The 16,596-nt window shown below is 45.4% G+C and carries 16 protein-coding genes, 1 other RNA gene and 2 pseudogenes; 17 read left to right on the top strand and 2 right to left on the bottom strand.

All coding sequences use genetic code 11. The features are described from left to right. The first annotated feature begins 33 nt into the window (after nt 1–33). The 11 genes and pseudogenes from LJF29_RS14680 to azoRB all read left to right on the top strand — a co-directional run bounded on the left by LJF29_RS14680 (nt 34) and on the right by azoRB (nt 8,641). Nucleotides 34–774, top strand: coding sequence for an alpha/beta hydrolase (locus LJF29_RS14680; protein WP_010331892.1), 741 nt, complete (start codon nt 34–36; stop codon nt 772–774). A gap of 18 nt (nt 775–792) precedes the next feature. Next, on the top strand, nt 793–3,129 hold the full coding sequence (rnr, locus tag LJF29_RS14675) for a ribonuclease R (protein ID WP_229149225.1): 2,337 nt from the start codon (nt 793–795) through the stop codon (nt 3,127–3,129). Between the two features lie 142 nt (nt 3,130–3,271). Further along, nucleotides 3,272–3,742, top strand: a complete 471-nt coding sequence (gene smpB / locus LJF29_RS14670) for an SsrA-binding protein (protein WP_010331890.1) — start codon at nt 3,272–3,274, stop codon at nt 3,740–3,742. A gap of 174 nt (nt 3,743–3,916) precedes the next feature. Further along, nucleotides 3,917–4,279: a transfer-messenger RNA gene (gene ssrA / locus LJF29_RS14665) on the top strand. Nucleotides 4,280–4,458: 179 nt separating this feature from the next. Then, complete coding sequence (locus LJF29_RS14660) at nt 4,459–5,253, top strand: SDR family NAD(P)-dependent oxidoreductase (RefSeq protein ID WP_229149224.1); 795 nt, start codon at nt 4,459–4,461, stop codon at nt 5,251–5,253. Nucleotides 5,254–5,366: 113 nt separating this feature from the next. Continuing rightward, nucleotides 5,367–5,921, top strand: a complete 555-nt coding sequence (locus tag LJF29_RS14655; protein ID WP_229149223.1) for a TetR/AcrR family transcriptional regulator — start codon at nt 5,367–5,369, stop codon at nt 5,919–5,921. Between the two features lie 15 nt (nt 5,922–5,936). After that, nucleotides 5,937–6,289: pseudogene (locus LJF29_RS14650) on the top strand (DMT family transporter). Between the two features lies 1 nt (nt 6,290). Next, on the top strand, nt 6,291–6,680 hold the full coding sequence (locus tag LJF29_RS14645) for a YvaD family protein (protein WP_168748751.1): 390 nt from the start codon (nt 6,291–6,293) through the stop codon (nt 6,678–6,680). Between the two features lie 93 nt (nt 6,681–6,773). Continuing rightward, a complete protein-coding gene (locus LJF29_RS14640) occupies nt 6,774–7,244 on the top strand; it encodes an EamA family transporter (protein WP_229149222.1) in 471 nt (156 codons plus the stop codon). Between the two features lie 31 nt (nt 7,245–7,275). After that, nucleotides 7,276–7,854 (top strand): annotated as a pseudogene (locus tag LJF29_RS14635) (FUSC family protein); the annotation flags it as partial. A gap of 160 nt (nt 7,855–8,014) precedes the next feature. Next, nucleotides 8,015–8,641 (top strand): FMN-dependent NADH-azoreductase AzoRB, encoded by a 627-nt coding sequence (azoRB, locus tag LJF29_RS14630; RefSeq protein ID WP_168748747.1) that lies wholly within the window; start codon nt 8,015–8,017, stop codon nt 8,639–8,641. Nucleotides 8,642–8,676: 35 nt separating this feature from the next. On the opposite strand, the gene LJF29_RS14625 is transcribed toward azoRB, so the two are convergent. After that, nucleotides 8,677–9,723: an oxidoreductase gene (locus tag LJF29_RS14625; protein WP_229149221.1), complete on the bottom strand. Its 1,047-nt coding sequence runs from the start codon at nt 9,721–9,723 to the stop codon at nt 8,677–8,679. Nucleotides 9,724–9,880: 157 nt separating this feature from the next. Between LJF29_RS14625 and csoR the strand changes: the two genes are divergently transcribed. From csoR to LJF29_RS14595, 6 genes are all read left to right on the top strand, one after another. Beyond that, nucleotides 9,881–10,183 carry a copper-sensing transcriptional repressor CsoR gene (csoR, locus tag LJF29_RS14620; RefSeq protein ID WP_010331880.1) on the top strand — a complete coding sequence of 101 codons (303 nt, stop codon included), beginning with the start codon at nt 9,881–9,883 and terminating at the stop codon, nt 10,181–10,183. Nucleotides 10,184–10,259: 76 nt separating this feature from the next. After that, a complete protein-coding gene (copZ, locus tag LJF29_RS14615) occupies nt 10,260–10,469 on the top strand; it encodes a copper chaperone CopZ (protein WP_229149220.1) in 210 nt (69 codons plus the stop codon). Between the two features lie 83 nt (nt 10,470–10,552). Further along, nucleotides 10,553–12,964, top strand: coding sequence for a copper-exporting P-type ATPase CopA (gene copA / locus LJF29_RS14610; protein WP_229149219.1), 2,412 nt, complete (start codon nt 10,553–10,555; stop codon nt 12,962–12,964). 167 nt (nt 12,965–13,131) lie between these two features. Next, entirely contained in the window at nt 13,132–15,243 is a 2,112-nt protein-coding gene (locus tag LJF29_RS14605; protein ID WP_229149218.1) for a heavy metal translocating P-type ATPase, read from the top strand. Nucleotides 15,244–15,361: 118 nt separating this feature from the next. Then, the gene (locus LJF29_RS14600; protein WP_229149217.1) at nt 15,362–16,030 is read left to right on the top strand and encodes a DsbA family protein; all 669 of its coding nucleotides are present in this window, start codon (nt 15,362–15,364) and stop codon (nt 16,028–16,030) included. A 4-nt stretch (nt 16,031–16,034) separates the two neighbouring features. Beyond that, nucleotides 16,035–16,451, top strand: a complete 417-nt coding sequence (locus LJF29_RS14595; RefSeq protein ID WP_229149216.1) for a disulfide oxidoreductase — start codon at nt 16,035–16,037, stop codon at nt 16,449–16,451. 59 nt (nt 16,452–16,510) lie between these two features. Here LJF29_RS14595 and LJF29_RS14590 read toward each other — a convergent pair. Beyond that, on the bottom strand, nt 16,511–16,596 hold an 86-nt coding region (locus tag LJF29_RS14590; RefSeq protein WP_134980913.1), incomplete at its 5' end, for an IS3 family transposase.

Here is a 16,596-nt window from a genome sequence, read left to right as displayed (position 1 = left end):
AATGATCGTGCAGAAAGAAAGGGAGAAATGAGCATGAAAGTTGTGACACCAAAACCATTTACATTTAAAGGCGGAGACAAAGCGGTGCTTCTGCTGCACGGCTTTACAGGGAATACAGCGGATGTGAGAATGCTGGGACGTTATTTGAATGAACGAGGCTATACGTGCCACGCGCCTCAATATGAAGGACACGGCGTTCCTCCTGAAGAATTGGTACATACGGGGCCGGAAGACTGGTGGAAAAACGTCATGGATGGCTATGATTATTTAAAATCTGAAGGCTATGAGAACATTGCTGCCTGCGGACTGTCGCTTGGCGGGGTTTTTTCGCTGAAATTGGGTTACACTGTACCCATAAAGGGAATTGTTCCAATGTGCGCGCCAATGCATATCAAAAGCGAAGAGGTCATGTATCAGGGCGTCCTTTCCTATGCGCGCAATTACAAAAAATTCGAGGGGAAAAGCCCGGAACAAATAGAAGAGGAAATGAAGGAATTTGAAAAAACGCCGATGAAAACCCTTAAGGCGCTGCAAGACTTGATTGCCGATGTGCGAAAGAATGTCGATATGATTTATTCTCCGACATTTGTTGTGCAAGCCCGTCATGATCACATGATTAATACCGAAAGTGCCAATATTATTTATAATGAAGTGGAAACTGACGATAAACAGCTGAAATGGTATGAGGAATCAGGCCATGTTATCACGCTGGACAAGGAACGGGACATCGTACATCAGGATGTGTATGAATTTTTAGAGAAGCTGGATTGGTAACTAACAGGAGGTCGGATGATGGAAAAAGAAGCATTTATGGATAAGCTTCTCTCGTTTATGAAGGAAGAGGCATATAAGCCTCTGACTGTTCAGGAACTTGAGGAGATGTTACAGATTACGGAAGCCGAGGAATTTAAAGAGCTCGTCAAAGCACTGGTTGCGCTGGAAGAAAAAGGGCTTATCGTGCGGACGAGAAGCGACCGTTATGGCATTCCGGAAAAAATGAATTTAATTAAAGGAAAGCTTTCAGCGCATCCGAAGGGATTTGCCTTTTTGCTGCCTGAGGATACATCGTTAAGCGATGTGTTTATTCCGCCTAATGAGCTAAATACAGCTATGAACGGCGATATCGTAATGGTACGCCTGAATTCGCAGTCAAGTGGCTCCAGACAAGAGGGCACCGTCATACGCATTTTAGAAAGGGCGATTCAGCGTGTTGTCGGAACGTATACAGAAACAAAAAACTTCGGTTTTGTGATTCCGGATGACAAAAAAATCACAAGCGATATTTTCATTCCTAATAGCGGGAAAAACGGAGCGGCTGAAGGACATAAGGTTGTTGTTAAGCTGACCAGCTACCCCGAAGGCCGCATGAACGCAGAGGGTGAGATTGAATCCATTCTCGGCCATAAAAATGATCCGGGCATTGATATTTTATCGGTCATCCATAAGCACGGCCTGCCGGGAGAATTCCCTGCCGACGCAATGGAACAAGCGACAAGCACGCCTGATACGATTGATGCAAAAGATCTGAAAGACCGCCGTGATCTCCGTGATCAGGTCATTGTTACCATTGATGGAGCAGACGCGAAGGACCTGGATGACGCGGTTACAGTGACAAAGCTGGATGACGGCAGCTATAAGCTTGGCGTTCATATTGCCGACGTCAGCCATTACGTGACTGAAAATTCGCCGATTGACAAAGAAGCGATGGAAAGAGGAACGAGTGTGTATTTGGTTGACCGTGTGATTCCGATGATTCCGCACAGACTGTCAAATGGAATTTGTTCATTAAATCCGAAGGTTGACCGCCTGACACTTTCTTGTGAAATGACCATCAACAGCCAGGGTGAAGTCACAGAGCACGAAATCTTCCAAAGCGTCATCAAAACAACGGAAAGAATGACATATTCCGATGTGAATCAAATTCTTGTTGATGATGATGAAGAATTAAAACAAAAATACGAACCGCTTGTGCCGATGTTCAAAGACATGGAGCGACTGGCAGAAATTCTTCGCGAAAAGCGGATGAACCGCGGCGCCGTTGATTTTGACTTCAAAGAAGCAAAGGTGCTTGTTGATGATGAAGGCGCGGTCAAGGACGTTGTGATCAGAGAACGCTCTGTCGCCGAAAAACTGATTGAAGAATTTATGCTTGTTGCGAACGAAACTGTTGCAGAGCATTTCCATTGGATGAACGTTCCGTTTATTTACCGGATACATGAAGAGCCCAATGCTGAAAAACTGCAAAAGTTTTTAGAGTTTGTGACGACATTTGGCTATGTTGTAAAAGGTACGGCGGGAAATATTCATCCGCGCGCGCTGCAAAGCATTCTTGACGCTGTTCGTGACAGACCGGAGGAAACAGTGATATCTACTGTCATGCTTCGTTCCATGAAACAGGCGAAATATGATCCGCAAAGCTTGGGGCACTTTGGCCTGTCAACGGAATTCTATACTCATTTCACATCGCCGATCCGCCGTTATCCGGATTTGATCGTTCACCGTTTGATCAGAACGTACTTAATCAACGGCAAAGTCGATGAAGCGACACAGGAGAAGTGGGCTGAACGACTTCCGGATATCGCTGAACATACTTCATCAATGGAACGCCGTGCAGTTGACGCAGAGCGTGAAACAGATGATTTGAAAAAAGCGGAATATATGCTTGATAAAATTGGTGAAGAATTTGACGGCATGATCAGCTCTGTGACAAACTTCGGGATGTTTGTCGAGCTGCCGAATACAATTGAAGGACTCGTCCACGTCAGTTTTATGACGGATGACTATTATCGCTTTGATGAGCAGCATTTTGCGATGATCGGCGAACGGACGGGGAATGTGTTCCGTATCGGGGATGAAATTACAGTCAAAGTCGTTGACGTCAATAAAGACGAGCGCAATATCGACTTCGAGATCGTCGGTATGAAAGGCACCCCGCGCCGTCCGAGAGAAATGGACAGCCGCAGCCGAAAACGCGGAAAACCTGCCAGAAAACGCGTGTTAAGCACAAATACGCCTGTATCTCCTGCTCCTTCCGAGGAAAATGGAGAGTGGTTCACAAAGCCGAAGAAGAAAAAGAAAAAACGAGGCTTTCAAAACGCACCGAAGCAGAAACGGAAAAAGAAGAAATAGCAGCTCAACCAGCAAATAGGGCCGCAGTGCTCTATTTGCTTTCTTTCGGAAACAGCTTTTCATTGTCGCCATGCGTGACATTTGGTAAAATAGAGCGTATCGCAAAGGTGGACAGTTTTCCTTAGTGAGAGGAGGTTCTGGCATGCCGAAAGGGTCAGGAAAAGTATTATCTCAAAACAAAAAAGCCAATCACGATTATTTTATAGAAGAAACATATGAAACAGGCATTGTATTGCAAGGAACAGAAATCAAAGCAATTCGCGCCGGCCGCGTGAACCTTAAGGATTCCTTCGCCAAAATTGAACGGGGAGAAGTATTTCTCCACAATATGCACGTCAGCCCGTATGAGCAGGGAAACCGCTATAACCACGATCCGCTCCGGACGAGAAAGCTGTTAATGCACCGTAAGGAAATTAATAAGCTGATCGGCTTAACAAAGGAAAAAGGTTATTCACTCGTTCCGCTCAAGCTATATTTGAAGAACGGCTTTGCCAAAGTTCTTCTCGGTCTGGGTAAAGGGAAGAAAAACTATGACAAACGTGAAGATCTGAAGCGCAAGGATGCGAAGCGTGAAATTGAAAGAGCGTTCAGAGACAGTCAAAAAGGGTTCTAAAAGCATAACGCTTGATACTGAAATCCAGCCTGTGCTATACTGATTTCACGACGAGATGACACGGTCTTTTCTTGAAGGATTTGTCAATTGAAATAAGCCGTGATCATGTTATAATAGGAATGTAGCCAGTTTGAGTGAGAGCTTGATATTTCTCCCGTATTTCCCTTATAACAAGGGGACGTTACGGATTCGACAGGGATGGATCGAGCTTGAGCTGCGAGCCGAGAGGCGATCTCGTAAACACGCACATAAATATAACTGGCAAAACTAACAGTTTTAACCAAAACGTAGCATTAGCTGCCTAATAAGCGCAGCGAGCTCTTCCTGACATTGCCTATGTGTCTGTGAAGAGCACATCCAAGTAGGCTACGCTTGCGTTCCTGTCTGAGAACGTAAGAAGAGACAAACAGACTAGCTCTCGGAAGGCCCGCCAGCAGGCAAGAAGATGAGTGAAAACATAAGTATGCAGGCTACGCTCGTAGACGCTTAAGTAATCGATGTTTCTGGACGTGGGTTCGACTCCCACCGTCTCCATACATAATGCAAATAAAGCAGAACCTTTTACAGGTTCTGCTTTATTTTTTTCGTATAACAGGCACCAAAAAGTGCGTACTTCCATTTCAATCCCAGCTGTTTCATACTGATTTACAGCAGATGTTTCACCAATCACATTTCTGTTAATAAATAAGAGGAAACAAAAACGGAGGGATGAATGAATGAAGCTGAATTTACATGGAAAAACCGCACTGGTGACTGGCTCAACGTCGGGGATCGGCAAAGCGATTGCCGCTTCGTTAGCGGAAGAAGGCGCGGCGGTTATCATTAACGGACGCCGGGAAGAAAAAGTGAATCAGACGATAGACGATTTGAAAAAACAGCATGCAGAGGCTGTGTTTCATCCGGCCGCATTCGACCTTGGAACCGATGAAGGCTGCAATGACCTGTTTCAGGCATATCCGCAGGTTGATATTTTGGTCAATAATTTAGGGATTTTTGAACCGGCGGAGTATTTTGATATTCCTGATGAGGAGTGGTTCCGATTTTTTGAAGTGAATATTATGAGCGGTGTGAGGCTCACACGCAAGTATTTACACAAGATGATAGAGAAAAAAGAAGGCCGGGTGATTTTTATTGCCAGTGAAGCGGCAATCATGCCTTCACAGGAAATGGCCCATTACAGCGCGACGAAAACGATGCAGCTTTCCATTTCCCGCAGCTTGGCTGAGCTGGCAACCGGCACAAATGTAACGGTAAATACAGTCATGCCGGGTTCAACCTTAACAGAGGGAGTGGAAACAATGCTGAACTCTCTGTATCCTGGTGAAAACCTGACTGTTCAAGAAGCCGAGACCCGTTTTATGAAGGAAAACCGTCCGACTTCAATTATCCAAAGGCTGATTCGGCCGGGAGAAATTGCCCATTTTGTTACATTCCTAAGCAGTCCGCTGTCTTCCGCAATTAATGGCGCGGCACTGCGGGCGGACGGCGGCTTGGTCCGCAGCGTCTTTTAGAAAACCTCTCCCTCTGGGATGAGGTTTTTTTATTATATTGATTTCCAGAACCTGCTGTCGTATAATATTGGTACCGAAATAGTTTTGATAGTACCAAAAGCGAGGTGGTTGATTTGGAGAAAAGAATATTGGCGGAAACCATTCGGCTGATCAGACAGAAAGGTTTTTCATTTACAATGAACGATCTGGCGGCAGCGCTTGGAACAAGCAAGCGGACGCTTTATGCGCATTATTCGTCGAAAGATCAGCTTGCGGAGGCCGTCGTGGAGCAGTTCATCTCAGAGATGAAGCAAATGGAAAAAAGCATCTATGAAGATGAGACCCTAGATGCGCTTGAAAAGGTGAAGCAATTGCTGATCGGTCTTCCACAGGAAATGGAACTGCTGAACATGGGGTTATTACAAGAGCTGAAGAAATCCCATTACGACGCGTGGCTCACATTAGACATCTTTATGAAGGAGGAATGGTCAGTTGTTATCGATTTGTTAAACGAATGCAAGGAGCAAAAGAAGATCAGAAACATCAATATAGATTTATTGGTTCAAATGTATATAGGGAGCATCAACCAAGTGTACGATCCTGATTATCCGCTTAAACATCAGTACACAACAGGAGAGGTTCTTGAATCAATTGTAGATGTATTATGTAACGGCATAACAGAAAAATGAGGAGGCTGGTGGCGCGTGCAGTGGATGTTTTTATGTTTGGCCATTTTATTTGAAGTTGCCGGAACGTCAGTATGAAGCTTTCATCGGGTTTTACAAGGCTTCTGCCGAGTGTGCTATTGATGTTTTTTTATGGCGGGAGTCTTTTCTTTCTGACGCTTACGCTCAAATCTATCGATGTATCTATTGCTTAAGCTGTCTGCTCGGGGATGGGCATTGTCCTGATCACAATTGTTGGGTTTTTGTATTTTCAAGAGAATATAAGTGTCATGAAACTGATTTCAATCGGGCTGATTATTGCCGGTGTTGTTTCTTTAAACCTGATCGATCAAGGGGCGGAGCCTCAAACGGTACATAAAAGTGAGCAGTAACATGAGAGTGATGAAACTGTTCTTTCTCGTGACTGATATCGGTTTTATATTGTACTGGCTGTCTGCCGGCTTTTCATTAATGCCGGAAAGCTGGGCCTTTAAACATTATCAAGATCCGTTTATGATCGCTTGGAATTGGTCCTTTTTTCCCTTGGATATTTTAATCTCCATGACTGGTTTGTACAGCTTGTATTTGCAGCGCGTCAAAAGAGCAATATGGAGGCAGATGGCGCTGATTTCTCTTGTGCTGACCTTCTGTTCAGGCCTTCAGGCTTTATCATTCTGGACATTTAGCGGGGATTTTGATCTTGCATGGTGGCTGTTTAATGGATACCTGTTGATTTATCCTTTATTTTTTATTCACAGACTTTTATCTAAGCAGTGCGAGTAGCACTGCTTTTATTTTTCGAAAACACCTTGTTTTCAGAAAATTTAACGATACAATATGTAATATATTGCATATTACATGTCAGGAGAGTATACGTTGGCGACTCAGAAACAACGGTTGTACGGCTTTTTTATGGTGATTGTCGGAGCCGCTTTTTGGGGATTATCGGGAACAGTTGCCCAGCATTTATTTGAAACGAGTGATGTATCGGTGGAGTGGCTTGTAACGGTGCGTTTACTGTTATCAGGCCTGTTGGTGCTGATTATTGTGTCCGCCAGTAAAAACAGGAGGGCAGTTTGGGGCATATGGAAAGATAAAAAAGCGGCTGTCCAGCTTATTGTTTTCGGGATTGCCGGCATGCTGGGTGTTCAGTATACATTTTTAGCTTCAATCGGCAACGGGAACGCAGCGGTGGCCACGCTGCTCCAATACTTAGCGCCTGTTCTGATTATGCTGTATTTGCTTCTTACCCGAAAGAATTCATTTCAGTTTTTCGATTTTTTGGGGCTTTTGTTGGCTTTAGGAGGCACTTTTTTGCTGCTGACGAATGGAAACATCAGCAATTAACTGTTTCTCCTTTGTCTGTTGTGTGGGGGATCCTTTTCTGACCGCAAATGCGCTTGTCATCACAGAAAGCATGCATGGCGGCTTAGGGACCGGTTATTTTATAACGGCGAGGCTGACCGATGTCGCTGTCGGCAGCACAATTGGGCTATTGGGAACGATCCTTTTGTGGAGACGTTTTTCAGCAAAACGCCTGCCTGAACACATGAGGGAAGTGATCCGGCTGGAAGGACAGTTTATGGAGAGGCTGTTAGCAGGACAGCAAATAGACGGACATCAGCTAAGAGTGAGCTTAGTCAGGCTGCGGGATGCATATGATAAAGCACTAGGAGATTTTCCAAAAGCGAAAGCGGATACGCTGTGGCCGGCGATCTCTGGAGTCCAGCACTTAGGTTATTATTTGCTCTCCGCCCAAGCCTATCACCGCCCGCCCTCTCCGGTTTCTGAACAAGAAATAAACCATTTGAGAGCGTTTTTTGAACAGGCTGAGCAATCAGTATTGATGAAAATGCCGCCGGCTGTGATAGAAGTGCCGCGTATTCCGTATTATCCGCGAATCAGCGGGGAACTCTACACATTGTATACAGGTTTGCGAACAGCTTATGAAAAGTAAGCAGTTCGTACGGGTTTAAAAAAATCTTTAATTCGAGATATTTTACTTGAAAGCAATTTTTATTGCACCTATAATAAGGATTAAGAGATATAGAATAATCATGACGCGTCTGAATGATAATAACGGATGTGTAATTTTAAAATTGAAAGGGCTGGTAAAAATGGCAAAAGTATTGTATATCACTGCTCACCCGCATGATGAAGCGACTTCTTACAGCATGGCAACAGGTAAAGCGTTTATCGAATCATACAAAGAAGCAAATCCAAATGATGAAGTTGTACATATCGACTTGTACAAAGAAAACATTCCTCACATTGATGCTGATGTATTCAGCGGCTGGGGCAAGCTCCAGTCCGGCGATGAACTTTCTGAAAACGAAAAAGCGAAAGTGGGCCGTTTAGGAGAGCTTAGCGATCAATTTGCATCTGCTGATAAATATGTGTTCGTCACGCCACTATGGAACTTCTCATTCCCGCCAGTGATGAAAGCATACCTTGATTCAGTTGCAGTAGCAGGAAAGTCTTTTAAATACACTGAACAAGGTCCAGTCGGCTTGTTAACTGATAAAAAAGCGATTCACATTCAAGCGCGCGGCGGCTATTATTCAGAAGGCCCTGCGGCTGAAATGGAAATGGGCCACCGCTACATCGGCATTATGATGAACTTCTTCGGCGTTCCATCCTTCGATGGCATTTTCGTAGAGGGCCATAATGCAGAGCCTGACAAAGCACAGCAAATCAAAGAAGATGCAATTGCCCGCGCAAAAGAAGCAGGAAAAACATTCTAATGAAAAAAGCCTCCCCGTATAAAGGGAGGCTTTATTTATTGTTCTAACGAAATGGTCCGTTTCTCTTCACTGCTTTTCACAGCCGCTTCAATAATCCGGATGACATCAATTCCCTCTTCAGCTGTGACAGGGAGCGGCGCGCCTTTGCGTATGCTGTCCGCTATTTTGCGGTAATAGGTAAGGTAAGAGCCGTTAACTGATGGAATGGTTTCAGTTTTTTTGTTTTCGCCATTAACTGTTGTCAGCTGACCGTATGATTCGGGATCATCCGCACCCCAGCTGTCATTCTCCGGTTTTTTTCCGGCTCTGAGGGCATCTTCCTGTCCGTCGATCCCGTATTTGATAAAACTTGAATGCTGTGCGTGAATTTGATAACGCGGGCCGTTTGCAGCGGCGATTGATCCGCCGTATAGAATGGCTTGAAGCTTACCGTAATCCATTGTCAGATGAAAGTAATCAACGGTTTCAGCATGTTCTCTTTGAGCCATGACTTTTGCGGTTACAGCTTTAGGCATTCCGAATAAATGCAGTGCCTGGTCTATGATATGGGAGCCGAGATCATACAGCGTACCGGTGGCAGCCCCTTCTTTTTCCCGCCATCTTGCTTGAACCTCTGGTTTGTATCGGTCATAGGAGACTTGATATGTATTGATATCTTCTAGAGACCCGTCATCAATCAGTTTTTTAATTGTTAAAAAGTCATTATCCCATCGTCTGTTATGGTATACGCTTAACAAGACGCCTCGTTCGTCGGCCGCTTTTTTTAATTTTTCCCCTTCTTCAGCAGTGGCTGTCATCGGTTTTTCGATGACGACATGTTTGCCCGCCTGAATGCATGCCAATGCGTGCTCGTAGTGGAGGCCGCTCGGAGTGGTGACGATGACAAGCTCAATTGCCGGGTCATTTGTCATCTCCTCAAGCTCATGCACTACTTCGGCATCAGGGAAATCACGCTTCACCTCTTCCGTTCGCGACGTCATCACCTTACTGATATGATACTCATTCAGAACGGCAAGCAGCGGCGCGTGAAAGACGGAGCCTGACAGTCCATACCCTAATATCCCTACCTGTATCGTATCCACTTTTCTTCTCCCCTTTTAAAAGTGCTTTGATAAAGGTATATACCCTTTTCTTCAAATGGTAAAACCTGCATAGTGAATTTTTTTGCCGCCGCAAGCTTAGACAACGGTTTGGACAATCAGTATAATGGGAATTAATATATGAAACAGAGGTGTGCGCATGGAGAAGCATAATGAACATAAAGCATTAAACCATAAAAGCTCGAAAGAAAAGGATCAAATTACAAATCGATTGAAACGGATTGAAGGCCAAGTCAGAGGCATTCAAAATATGGTGGAAAACGATCGATATTGTGTTGACATTCTTGTGCAGATTTCAGCTGTTCAGGCGGCGATGCAAAAAGTGGCTCTCCACTTGCTTGAAGATCACGCCCATCATTGCGTAGCAGACGCCATCAAAAGCGGAGACGGAGACCAAGCCATTTCCGAGCTATTAGACGTATTTAAAAAATTAACGAAATAATGATGCTTTCATCATTGTAATACCCTACGGGGGTATGGTAGGATGAAAACAGACAAAACAAACAGGAGGTATTGATATGGAACAAAAAACATTACAAGTTGAAGGCATGTCTTGTCAGCACTGCGTCAAAGCAGTTGAAACGAGTGTGGGAGAGCTGGACGGCGTTAGCGCTGTTCGCGTTCATCTTGAAGCAGGGAAAGTTGATGTCACGTTTGATGCCGGCAAAGTGTCAGTCAAAGACATTACGGATGCGATAGAAGACCAAGGCTATGATGTAGCCAACTGATTCACGGTATCGCACCTTGATGAAGGTGCGATATTTCTTTCATTTTTATATACCCCCCGGGTGTATATAAAGGAGTGAGTGTATTGAGTGAGCAAAAGGAAATTGCGATGCAGGTATCTGGTATGACTTGTGCGGCGTGTGCCGCCAGAATTGAAAAAGGCTTGAAACGGATGCCTGGTGTCACAGACGCCAATGTGAATCTGGCGACGGAAACGTCAAATGTCACCTATGACCCTGCTGAAACAGGAACAGAAAAAATCCAAGAAAAAATAGAAAGACTGGGCTATCACGTCGTAACGGAAAAAGCTGAGTTTGATATTGAGGGCATGACCTGTGCGGCATGCGCCAATCGAATTGAAAAACGGCTTAATAAATTAGAAGGCGTTACAAATGCTCCGGTGAACTTTGCTTTAGAAACTGTGACAGTTGAATACAACCCAAAAGAAGCGGCTGTCAGCGATTTTAAAGAAGCCGTTGATAAGCTCGGATATAAACTTAAGCTGAAAGGCGATGAGGATAGCGAAGCCGCTGCTTCTAAAAAGAAAGAAGAACGGCAGCAAACAGCGAGACTGATCTTTTCAGCTATTCTGTCATTTCCTTTGCTGTGGGCAATGGTGAGCCATTTTACATTTACTTCGTTCATTTGGGTGCCGGATTTATTCCTCAATCCGTGGATGCAATTTGCCCTTGCGACTCCGGTGCAGTTTTTGATCGGCTGGCCGTTTTACGTCGGCGCATATAAGGCGCTTAGAAATAAAAGCGCCAATATGGATGTATTGGTTGCACTCGGAACAACGGCTGCTTATGCTTACAGTCTTTATCTTACGATTCAAAGCCTCGGTTCCCATGGGCATACTGACGGCCTTTACTATGAAACTAGCGCGATTTTGCTGACGCTCATTTTGTTAGGAAAGCTGTTTGAAACGAAGGCGAAAGGGCGCTCATCAGATGCCATTAAAAAGCTCATGAAGCTGCAAGCCAAAACAGCGGCGGTCGTAAGAGACGGACAGGAGCAAATCATCCCGATAGATGAAGTGGCTGTTGGTGATATTGTTCATGTCAAACCAGGCGAACGAATTCCTGTCGATGGAGAGGTGCTGGAAGGCCGCTCGGCTGTAGATGAATCCATGATCACAGGAGAAAGTCTTCCCGTTGACAAATCTCCCGGTGACAGTGTGACAGGAGCGACTGTGAACTCAAACGGTTTTCTGAAAATCAAGGCTGTGAACGTCGGGAAAGAAACAGCGCTTTCTCATATCATCAAAATTGTGGAGGAAGCACAAGGATCAAAAGCGCCGATCCAGCGTCTCGCCGACCAGATCTCAGGCATTTTTGTGCCGATTGTATTGGGTATCGCCGTTCTCACGTTCCTTATTTGGTATCTTTGGGCGTCTCCAGGTGATTTTGCTGAAGCGATCAGCAAGTTTATTGCGGTTCTCGTCATCGCCTGTCCATGTGCACTGGGCCTTGCCACCCCGACAAGCATTATGGCAGGATCCGGACGGGCGGCTGAATTCGGCATTCTTTTTAAAGGCGGAGAGCATTTAGAAAAAACACATCGCCTTGATACCATTGTTCTCGATAAAACCGGAACAGTGACTAACGGAAAGCCGAAGCTGACTGATGTCATTTTGGCCGATGGCTTTGAAGAAACAGAGCTGCTCCGGTTCGCTGCAGCAGCTGAGACGGGCTCGGAACACCCTCTCGGTGAAGCGATCGTTGCCGGTGTGAAAGATAAAGGGCTGGAGATACCGAAGCTGACCCATTTTGAAGCGAAAGTAGGCGCAGGTATTTCAGCCGAAGCCGGAGGCAAAGCGATACTCGTCGGCACAAGACGGTTAATGGAAAGCGAACGGATTGAGCATGCGGCTCTTCTTTCTCGAATGGAGGAGCTTGAAGGAGAAGGAAAAACGGTGATGCTCGTGTCCATTGATGGAGCAGCAGCGGGACTTGTAGCGGTTGCCGACACGATAAAAGACACGTCGCGGGAGGCAGTCACCCGTCTGAAAGAAATGGATCTGGATGTCATCATGATGACCGGGGACAATCGCAGAACGGCAGAAGCGATAGCGAAGGAAGCTGGAATTGACAGCGTCATTGCTGAGGTCCTTCCTGAGCAAAAGGCCGCTGAAATCTCCCGCCTGCAAAAAGAAGGGCGGCAGACGGCAATGGTCGGTGATGGAATCAACGATGCACCCGCGCTTGCCACAGCGGATATCGGCATGGCAATTGGAACAGGCACCGACATCGCGATGGAAACAGCGGACATTACGCTCATTCGCGGTGATCTGAACAGTATTGCGGACGCCATCCGTATGAGCAGACTTACCATGAAAAACATTAAACAAAACTTATTCTGGGCACTTGGCTATAACAGTCTCGGCATTCCGGTCGCGGCCCTTGGATTTTTAGCGCCATGGATAGCGGGAGCGGCAATGGCTTTTAGCTCTGTATCTGTTGTTCTAAATGCGCTGCGTCTGCAAAAAGTAAAATAAAACCGGCGATTTGCCGGTTTTTATTTTTCATTGACAATTTCTTGGAAAACACCATATAATAGATGTAACCATTATATGAGTATATGCTCATATATGTAATTTTGATACTCACACTCATTCATATGCTTTGATGAGGGAATCCTAAATCGGAAGGTAAGGTGAGACAAATGAAACAAGTGAAGCGGGAATATGTTCTGGACGGTTTGGATTGCAGCAACTGCGCACAAAAAATCGAAAATGGCATCAAATGCATCAAAGGCGTTGACGGATGTGCGGTTAACTTTGCAGCAAGCACACTGACTGTCTCAGCCGATGGCAAAGAAGAACAATGGGTCACCAATAAGGTCGAGAAAAAAGTAAAATCAATTGATCCTCATGTAACGGTTCGTCCAAAACATAAAAAGAAATCAGCAGATGACGGTTATCGAAAAAGAATGATCAATATGCTGATCAGAATGGCAGCAGCGGTCCTTCTCGGAGCGGCGGCATATTTGATTCATGCCGGCCCAATGCTGGAATTTTTATTATTCTTCGCCGCCTACTTGATAATCGGAGGGGACATTGTCGTTCGAGCGGTCAAAAATATCAGCCGCGGACAAGTGTTTGATGAACATTTTTTAATGGCTCTTGCTACAATCGGCGCTTTTTTGATTCAGCAATACCCGGAAGGCGTTGCTGTGATGCTGTTTTATCAAATCGGAGAGCTGTTTCAAGGAGCCGCGGTCAGCCGTTCAAGAAAATCGATCAGTGCATTAATGGATATCAGGCCGGATTACGCTAATATGAAAATAGGAGACGGCATCAAGACCGTTTCTCCGGAGGACGTGCAGACAGGAGATATCATTGTCGTCAACCCGGGAGAAAACATACCGCTGGACGGAAAGGTTGTGCAGGGATCGGCGATGGTTGATACATCAGCGCTGACAGGAGAATCTGTTCCAAGAAAAGCGGCAGAAGGACAAGAAGTCATGTCCGGCTTTATCAATCAAAACGGCGTTCTGCATATCGAAGTAACAAAAGGGTATCAGGATTCCGCGGTATCCAAAATATTAGATTTGGTTCAAAATGCGAGCAGCCGCAAAGCGCGGACTGAAAACTTTATCACGAGGTTTGCCAAGTATTATACACCGGCTGTCGTCATTATCGCCGCCCTGCTGGCATTTGTCCCGCCGCTGGTTATTCCTGGCGCTTTACTTTCTGATTGGGTGTACCGCGCGCTTATTTTCTTAGTCATTTCATGCCCATGCGCCCTTGTAGTCTCCATTCCGCTCGGTTTTTTCGGCGGTATCGGCGCAGCTTCGAAGGCCGGGGTGCTTGTGAAAGGAAGCAATTATTTAGAAGCCTTACATCAAGTCAAGTACGCTGTGTTTGATAAAACAGGCACCCTGACAAAAGGCAGCTTTGAAGTGACAGAGATCAAACCTGCGGAAGGCCTTTCGAAGGAGACTTTACTCGAAGCCGCGGCATACGCTGAGCTTCACTCTCAGCACCCGATTGCAGAATCTGTCCGGAAAGCCTATGGTAAGCCGCTTTCTCCAGACAAAATCGAGTCATATGAGGAAATATCCGGCCACGGTATTTTCGCTAAGGTGAACGGAAAAGAAATCCTTGCGGGGAACAAGAAGCTGATGGAAAGAGAACAGATTAAGAGCGTCCCGGATGAAAACGCCGGTACAATTGTTCACGTGGCTATTGATCAGCGCTATGCCGGGGCGATCATCATAGCAGATGAAGTAAAGGAAGACGCAAAACAAGCAATCGCAGATTTGAAATCACTCGGTATCAAACAGACAGTCATGTTGACGGGCGATTCAAAACAGACAGGAGAAACAGTCGGAAAACAGCTCGGCCTCGACGAGGTTTACGCGGAGCTGCTGCCGGAAGATAAAGTGGAGCGGGTAGAAGCACTGGAATCGAAGCTGCTCCCGAATGAAAAGCTCATTTTTGTCGGTGATGGAATTAATGACACGCCGGTGCTTGCGCGCGCGGATATCGGAGCAGCGATGGGCGGACTCGGATCAGATGCAGCTGTAGAAGCCGCGGATGTTGTACTGATGACAGATCAGCCGTCGAAAATAGCGGAAGCGATTCGGATTGCCAAACGGACTCGGCGAATCGTGTGGCAAAACATCGGCTTTGCTTTAGGTGTTAAGGCTATTTTCCTCTTACTCGGAGCGTTTGGATTTGCGACCATGTGGGAGGCGGTTTTCTCAGATGTCGGTGTTACGCTTCTTGCTGTTGCAAACGCCATGCGTGTGATGCGCCTCAAAATGAGATAATTGTCGGACAGAATTCACTATTTCGGGCTTTTCTTATAGACGGTTGTCTTGTTAAAATAAAGAAGTGGGTCAATGGAGATCCGCTTCTTTTTTAATTTTAAAACGATGAGGTGTCGGAGTGAAAAAGAAACAGCAGTCTTCTGCGAAATTCGCGGTCATCCTTACGGTTGTCGTTGTTGTCTTATTAGCAGCAATTGTCATCATTAATAACAAAACAGAGCAAGGCAACGAAGCAGTGTCAGGACAGCCGTCTATCAAAGGCCAGCCTGTGCTTGGCGACGATGATGCACCGGTAACAGTAGTGGAATTCGGAGATTACAAATGTCCGTCTTGCAAGATGTTTAACAGCGACATCTTCCCCAAAATCCAAAAAGACTTTATTGACAAGGGCGATGTGAAATTTTCTTTCGTGAACGTCATGTTCCATGGAAAAGGCTCAACGTTAGCAGCTCTTGCCTCAGAGGAAGTATGGAAAGAAGATCCTGATTCTTTCTGGGCTTTTCATGAAAAGCTGTTTGACAAGCAGCCGGACACAGAGCAGGAATGGGTAACGCCAGCGGTTCTCGGTGATATTGCAAAAAGCACGACAAAGGTAAACCCTGATACGCTGAAGGACAATCTTGATAAGGAAACATTTGCTTCTGCAGTGGAAAAGGATTCGGCTCTTAATAATAAAATGAACATAAAAGCAACGCCTACAATTTACGTTAATGATAAAGTGATCAGTGATTTTTCGGATTATGAAGAAATTAAAGAAACGATAGAAAAAGAGCTGAAAGGGAAGTAAGCGCATGAAAAATAGAATGGTTTTTTTATATACTTCCTGGGTTGTCGCTCTAATTGCCATGCTGGGCAGCCTGTATTTCAGTGAAATCAGAAAGTTCATCCCGTGTGAACTGTGCTGGTACCAGCGTATTCTCATGTATCCGCTCGTTCTGATTTTAGGAATCGCCACCTTTCAGGGTGACACACGCGTGAAAAAATATGTGCTGCCGATGTCGATTATCGGCGCCTTTATTTCGATTATGCACTATCTGGAGCAAAAAGTGCCGGGCTTTAGCGGCATCAAGCCATGTATAAGCGGTGTGCCTTGCTCGGGTCAATATATTAACTGGTTCGGTTTTGTAACCATTCCGTTTCTGGCCTTGATTGCTTTTATTTTGATCATCATTTTTATGTGCCTTTTAAAAGGTGAAAAATCTGAATAAGAAAAAAGCGCCCGCGAAGGGACTGACCCCTGTTTTTGAGACAGGGATCAAAACACCTTTTATACAGCCAATTGCCGATAGCTTATTGGTGATTGGCTGTTTAGTTTCGTTTGAATACGAATGTTGTTATAATAATAAATGTATT

It is taken from the genome of Bacillus sp. LBG-1-113, assembly GCF_020708615.1.
Taxonomy (GTDB): Bacteria; Bacillota; Bacilli; order Bacillales; family Bacillaceae; genus Bacillus; species Bacillus mojavensis.
The sequence above is the reverse complement of the archived record's forward strand: the minus strand, read 5'-3'. Positions and strand labels throughout refer to the sequence as shown.

Bases quoted from the DNA above. Each gene is read 5' to 3' on its own strand.
- LJF29_RS14680 (WP_010331892.1), top strand. From the start codon at position 34: ATGAAAGTTGTGACACCAAAACCATTTACATTTAAAGGCGGAGACAAA.
- rnr (WP_229149225.1), top strand. From the start codon at position 793: ATGGAAAAAGAAGCATTTATGGATAAGCTTCTCTCGTTTATGAAGGAA.
- smpB (WP_010331890.1), top strand. From the start codon at position 3,272: ATGCCGAAAGGGTCAGGAAAAGTATTATCTCAAAACAAAAAAGCCAAT.
- LJF29_RS14660 (WP_229149224.1), top strand. From the start codon at position 4,459: ATGAAGCTGAATTTACATGGAAAAACCGCACTGGTGACTGGCTCAACG.
- LJF29_RS14645 (WP_168748751.1), top strand. From the start codon at position 6,291: ATGAGAGTGATGAAACTGTTCTTTCTCGTGACTGATATCGGTTTTATA.
- azoRB (WP_168748747.1), top strand. From the start codon at position 8,015: ATGGCAAAAGTATTGTATATCACTGCTCACCCGCATGATGAAGCGACT.
- csoR (WP_010331880.1), top strand. From the start codon at position 9,881: ATGGAGAAGCATAATGAACATAAAGCATTAAACCATAAAAGCTCGAAA.
- copZ (WP_229149220.1), top strand. From the start codon at position 10,260: ATGGAACAAAAAACATTACAAGTTGAAGGCATGTCTTGTCAGCACTGC.
- LJF29_RS14605 (WP_229149218.1), top strand. From the start codon at position 13,132: ATGAAACAAGTGAAGCGGGAATATGTTCTGGACGGTTTGGATTGCAGC.
- LJF29_RS14595 (WP_229149216.1), top strand. From the start codon at position 16,035: ATGAAAAATAGAATGGTTTTTTTATATACTTCCTGGGTTGTCGCTCTA.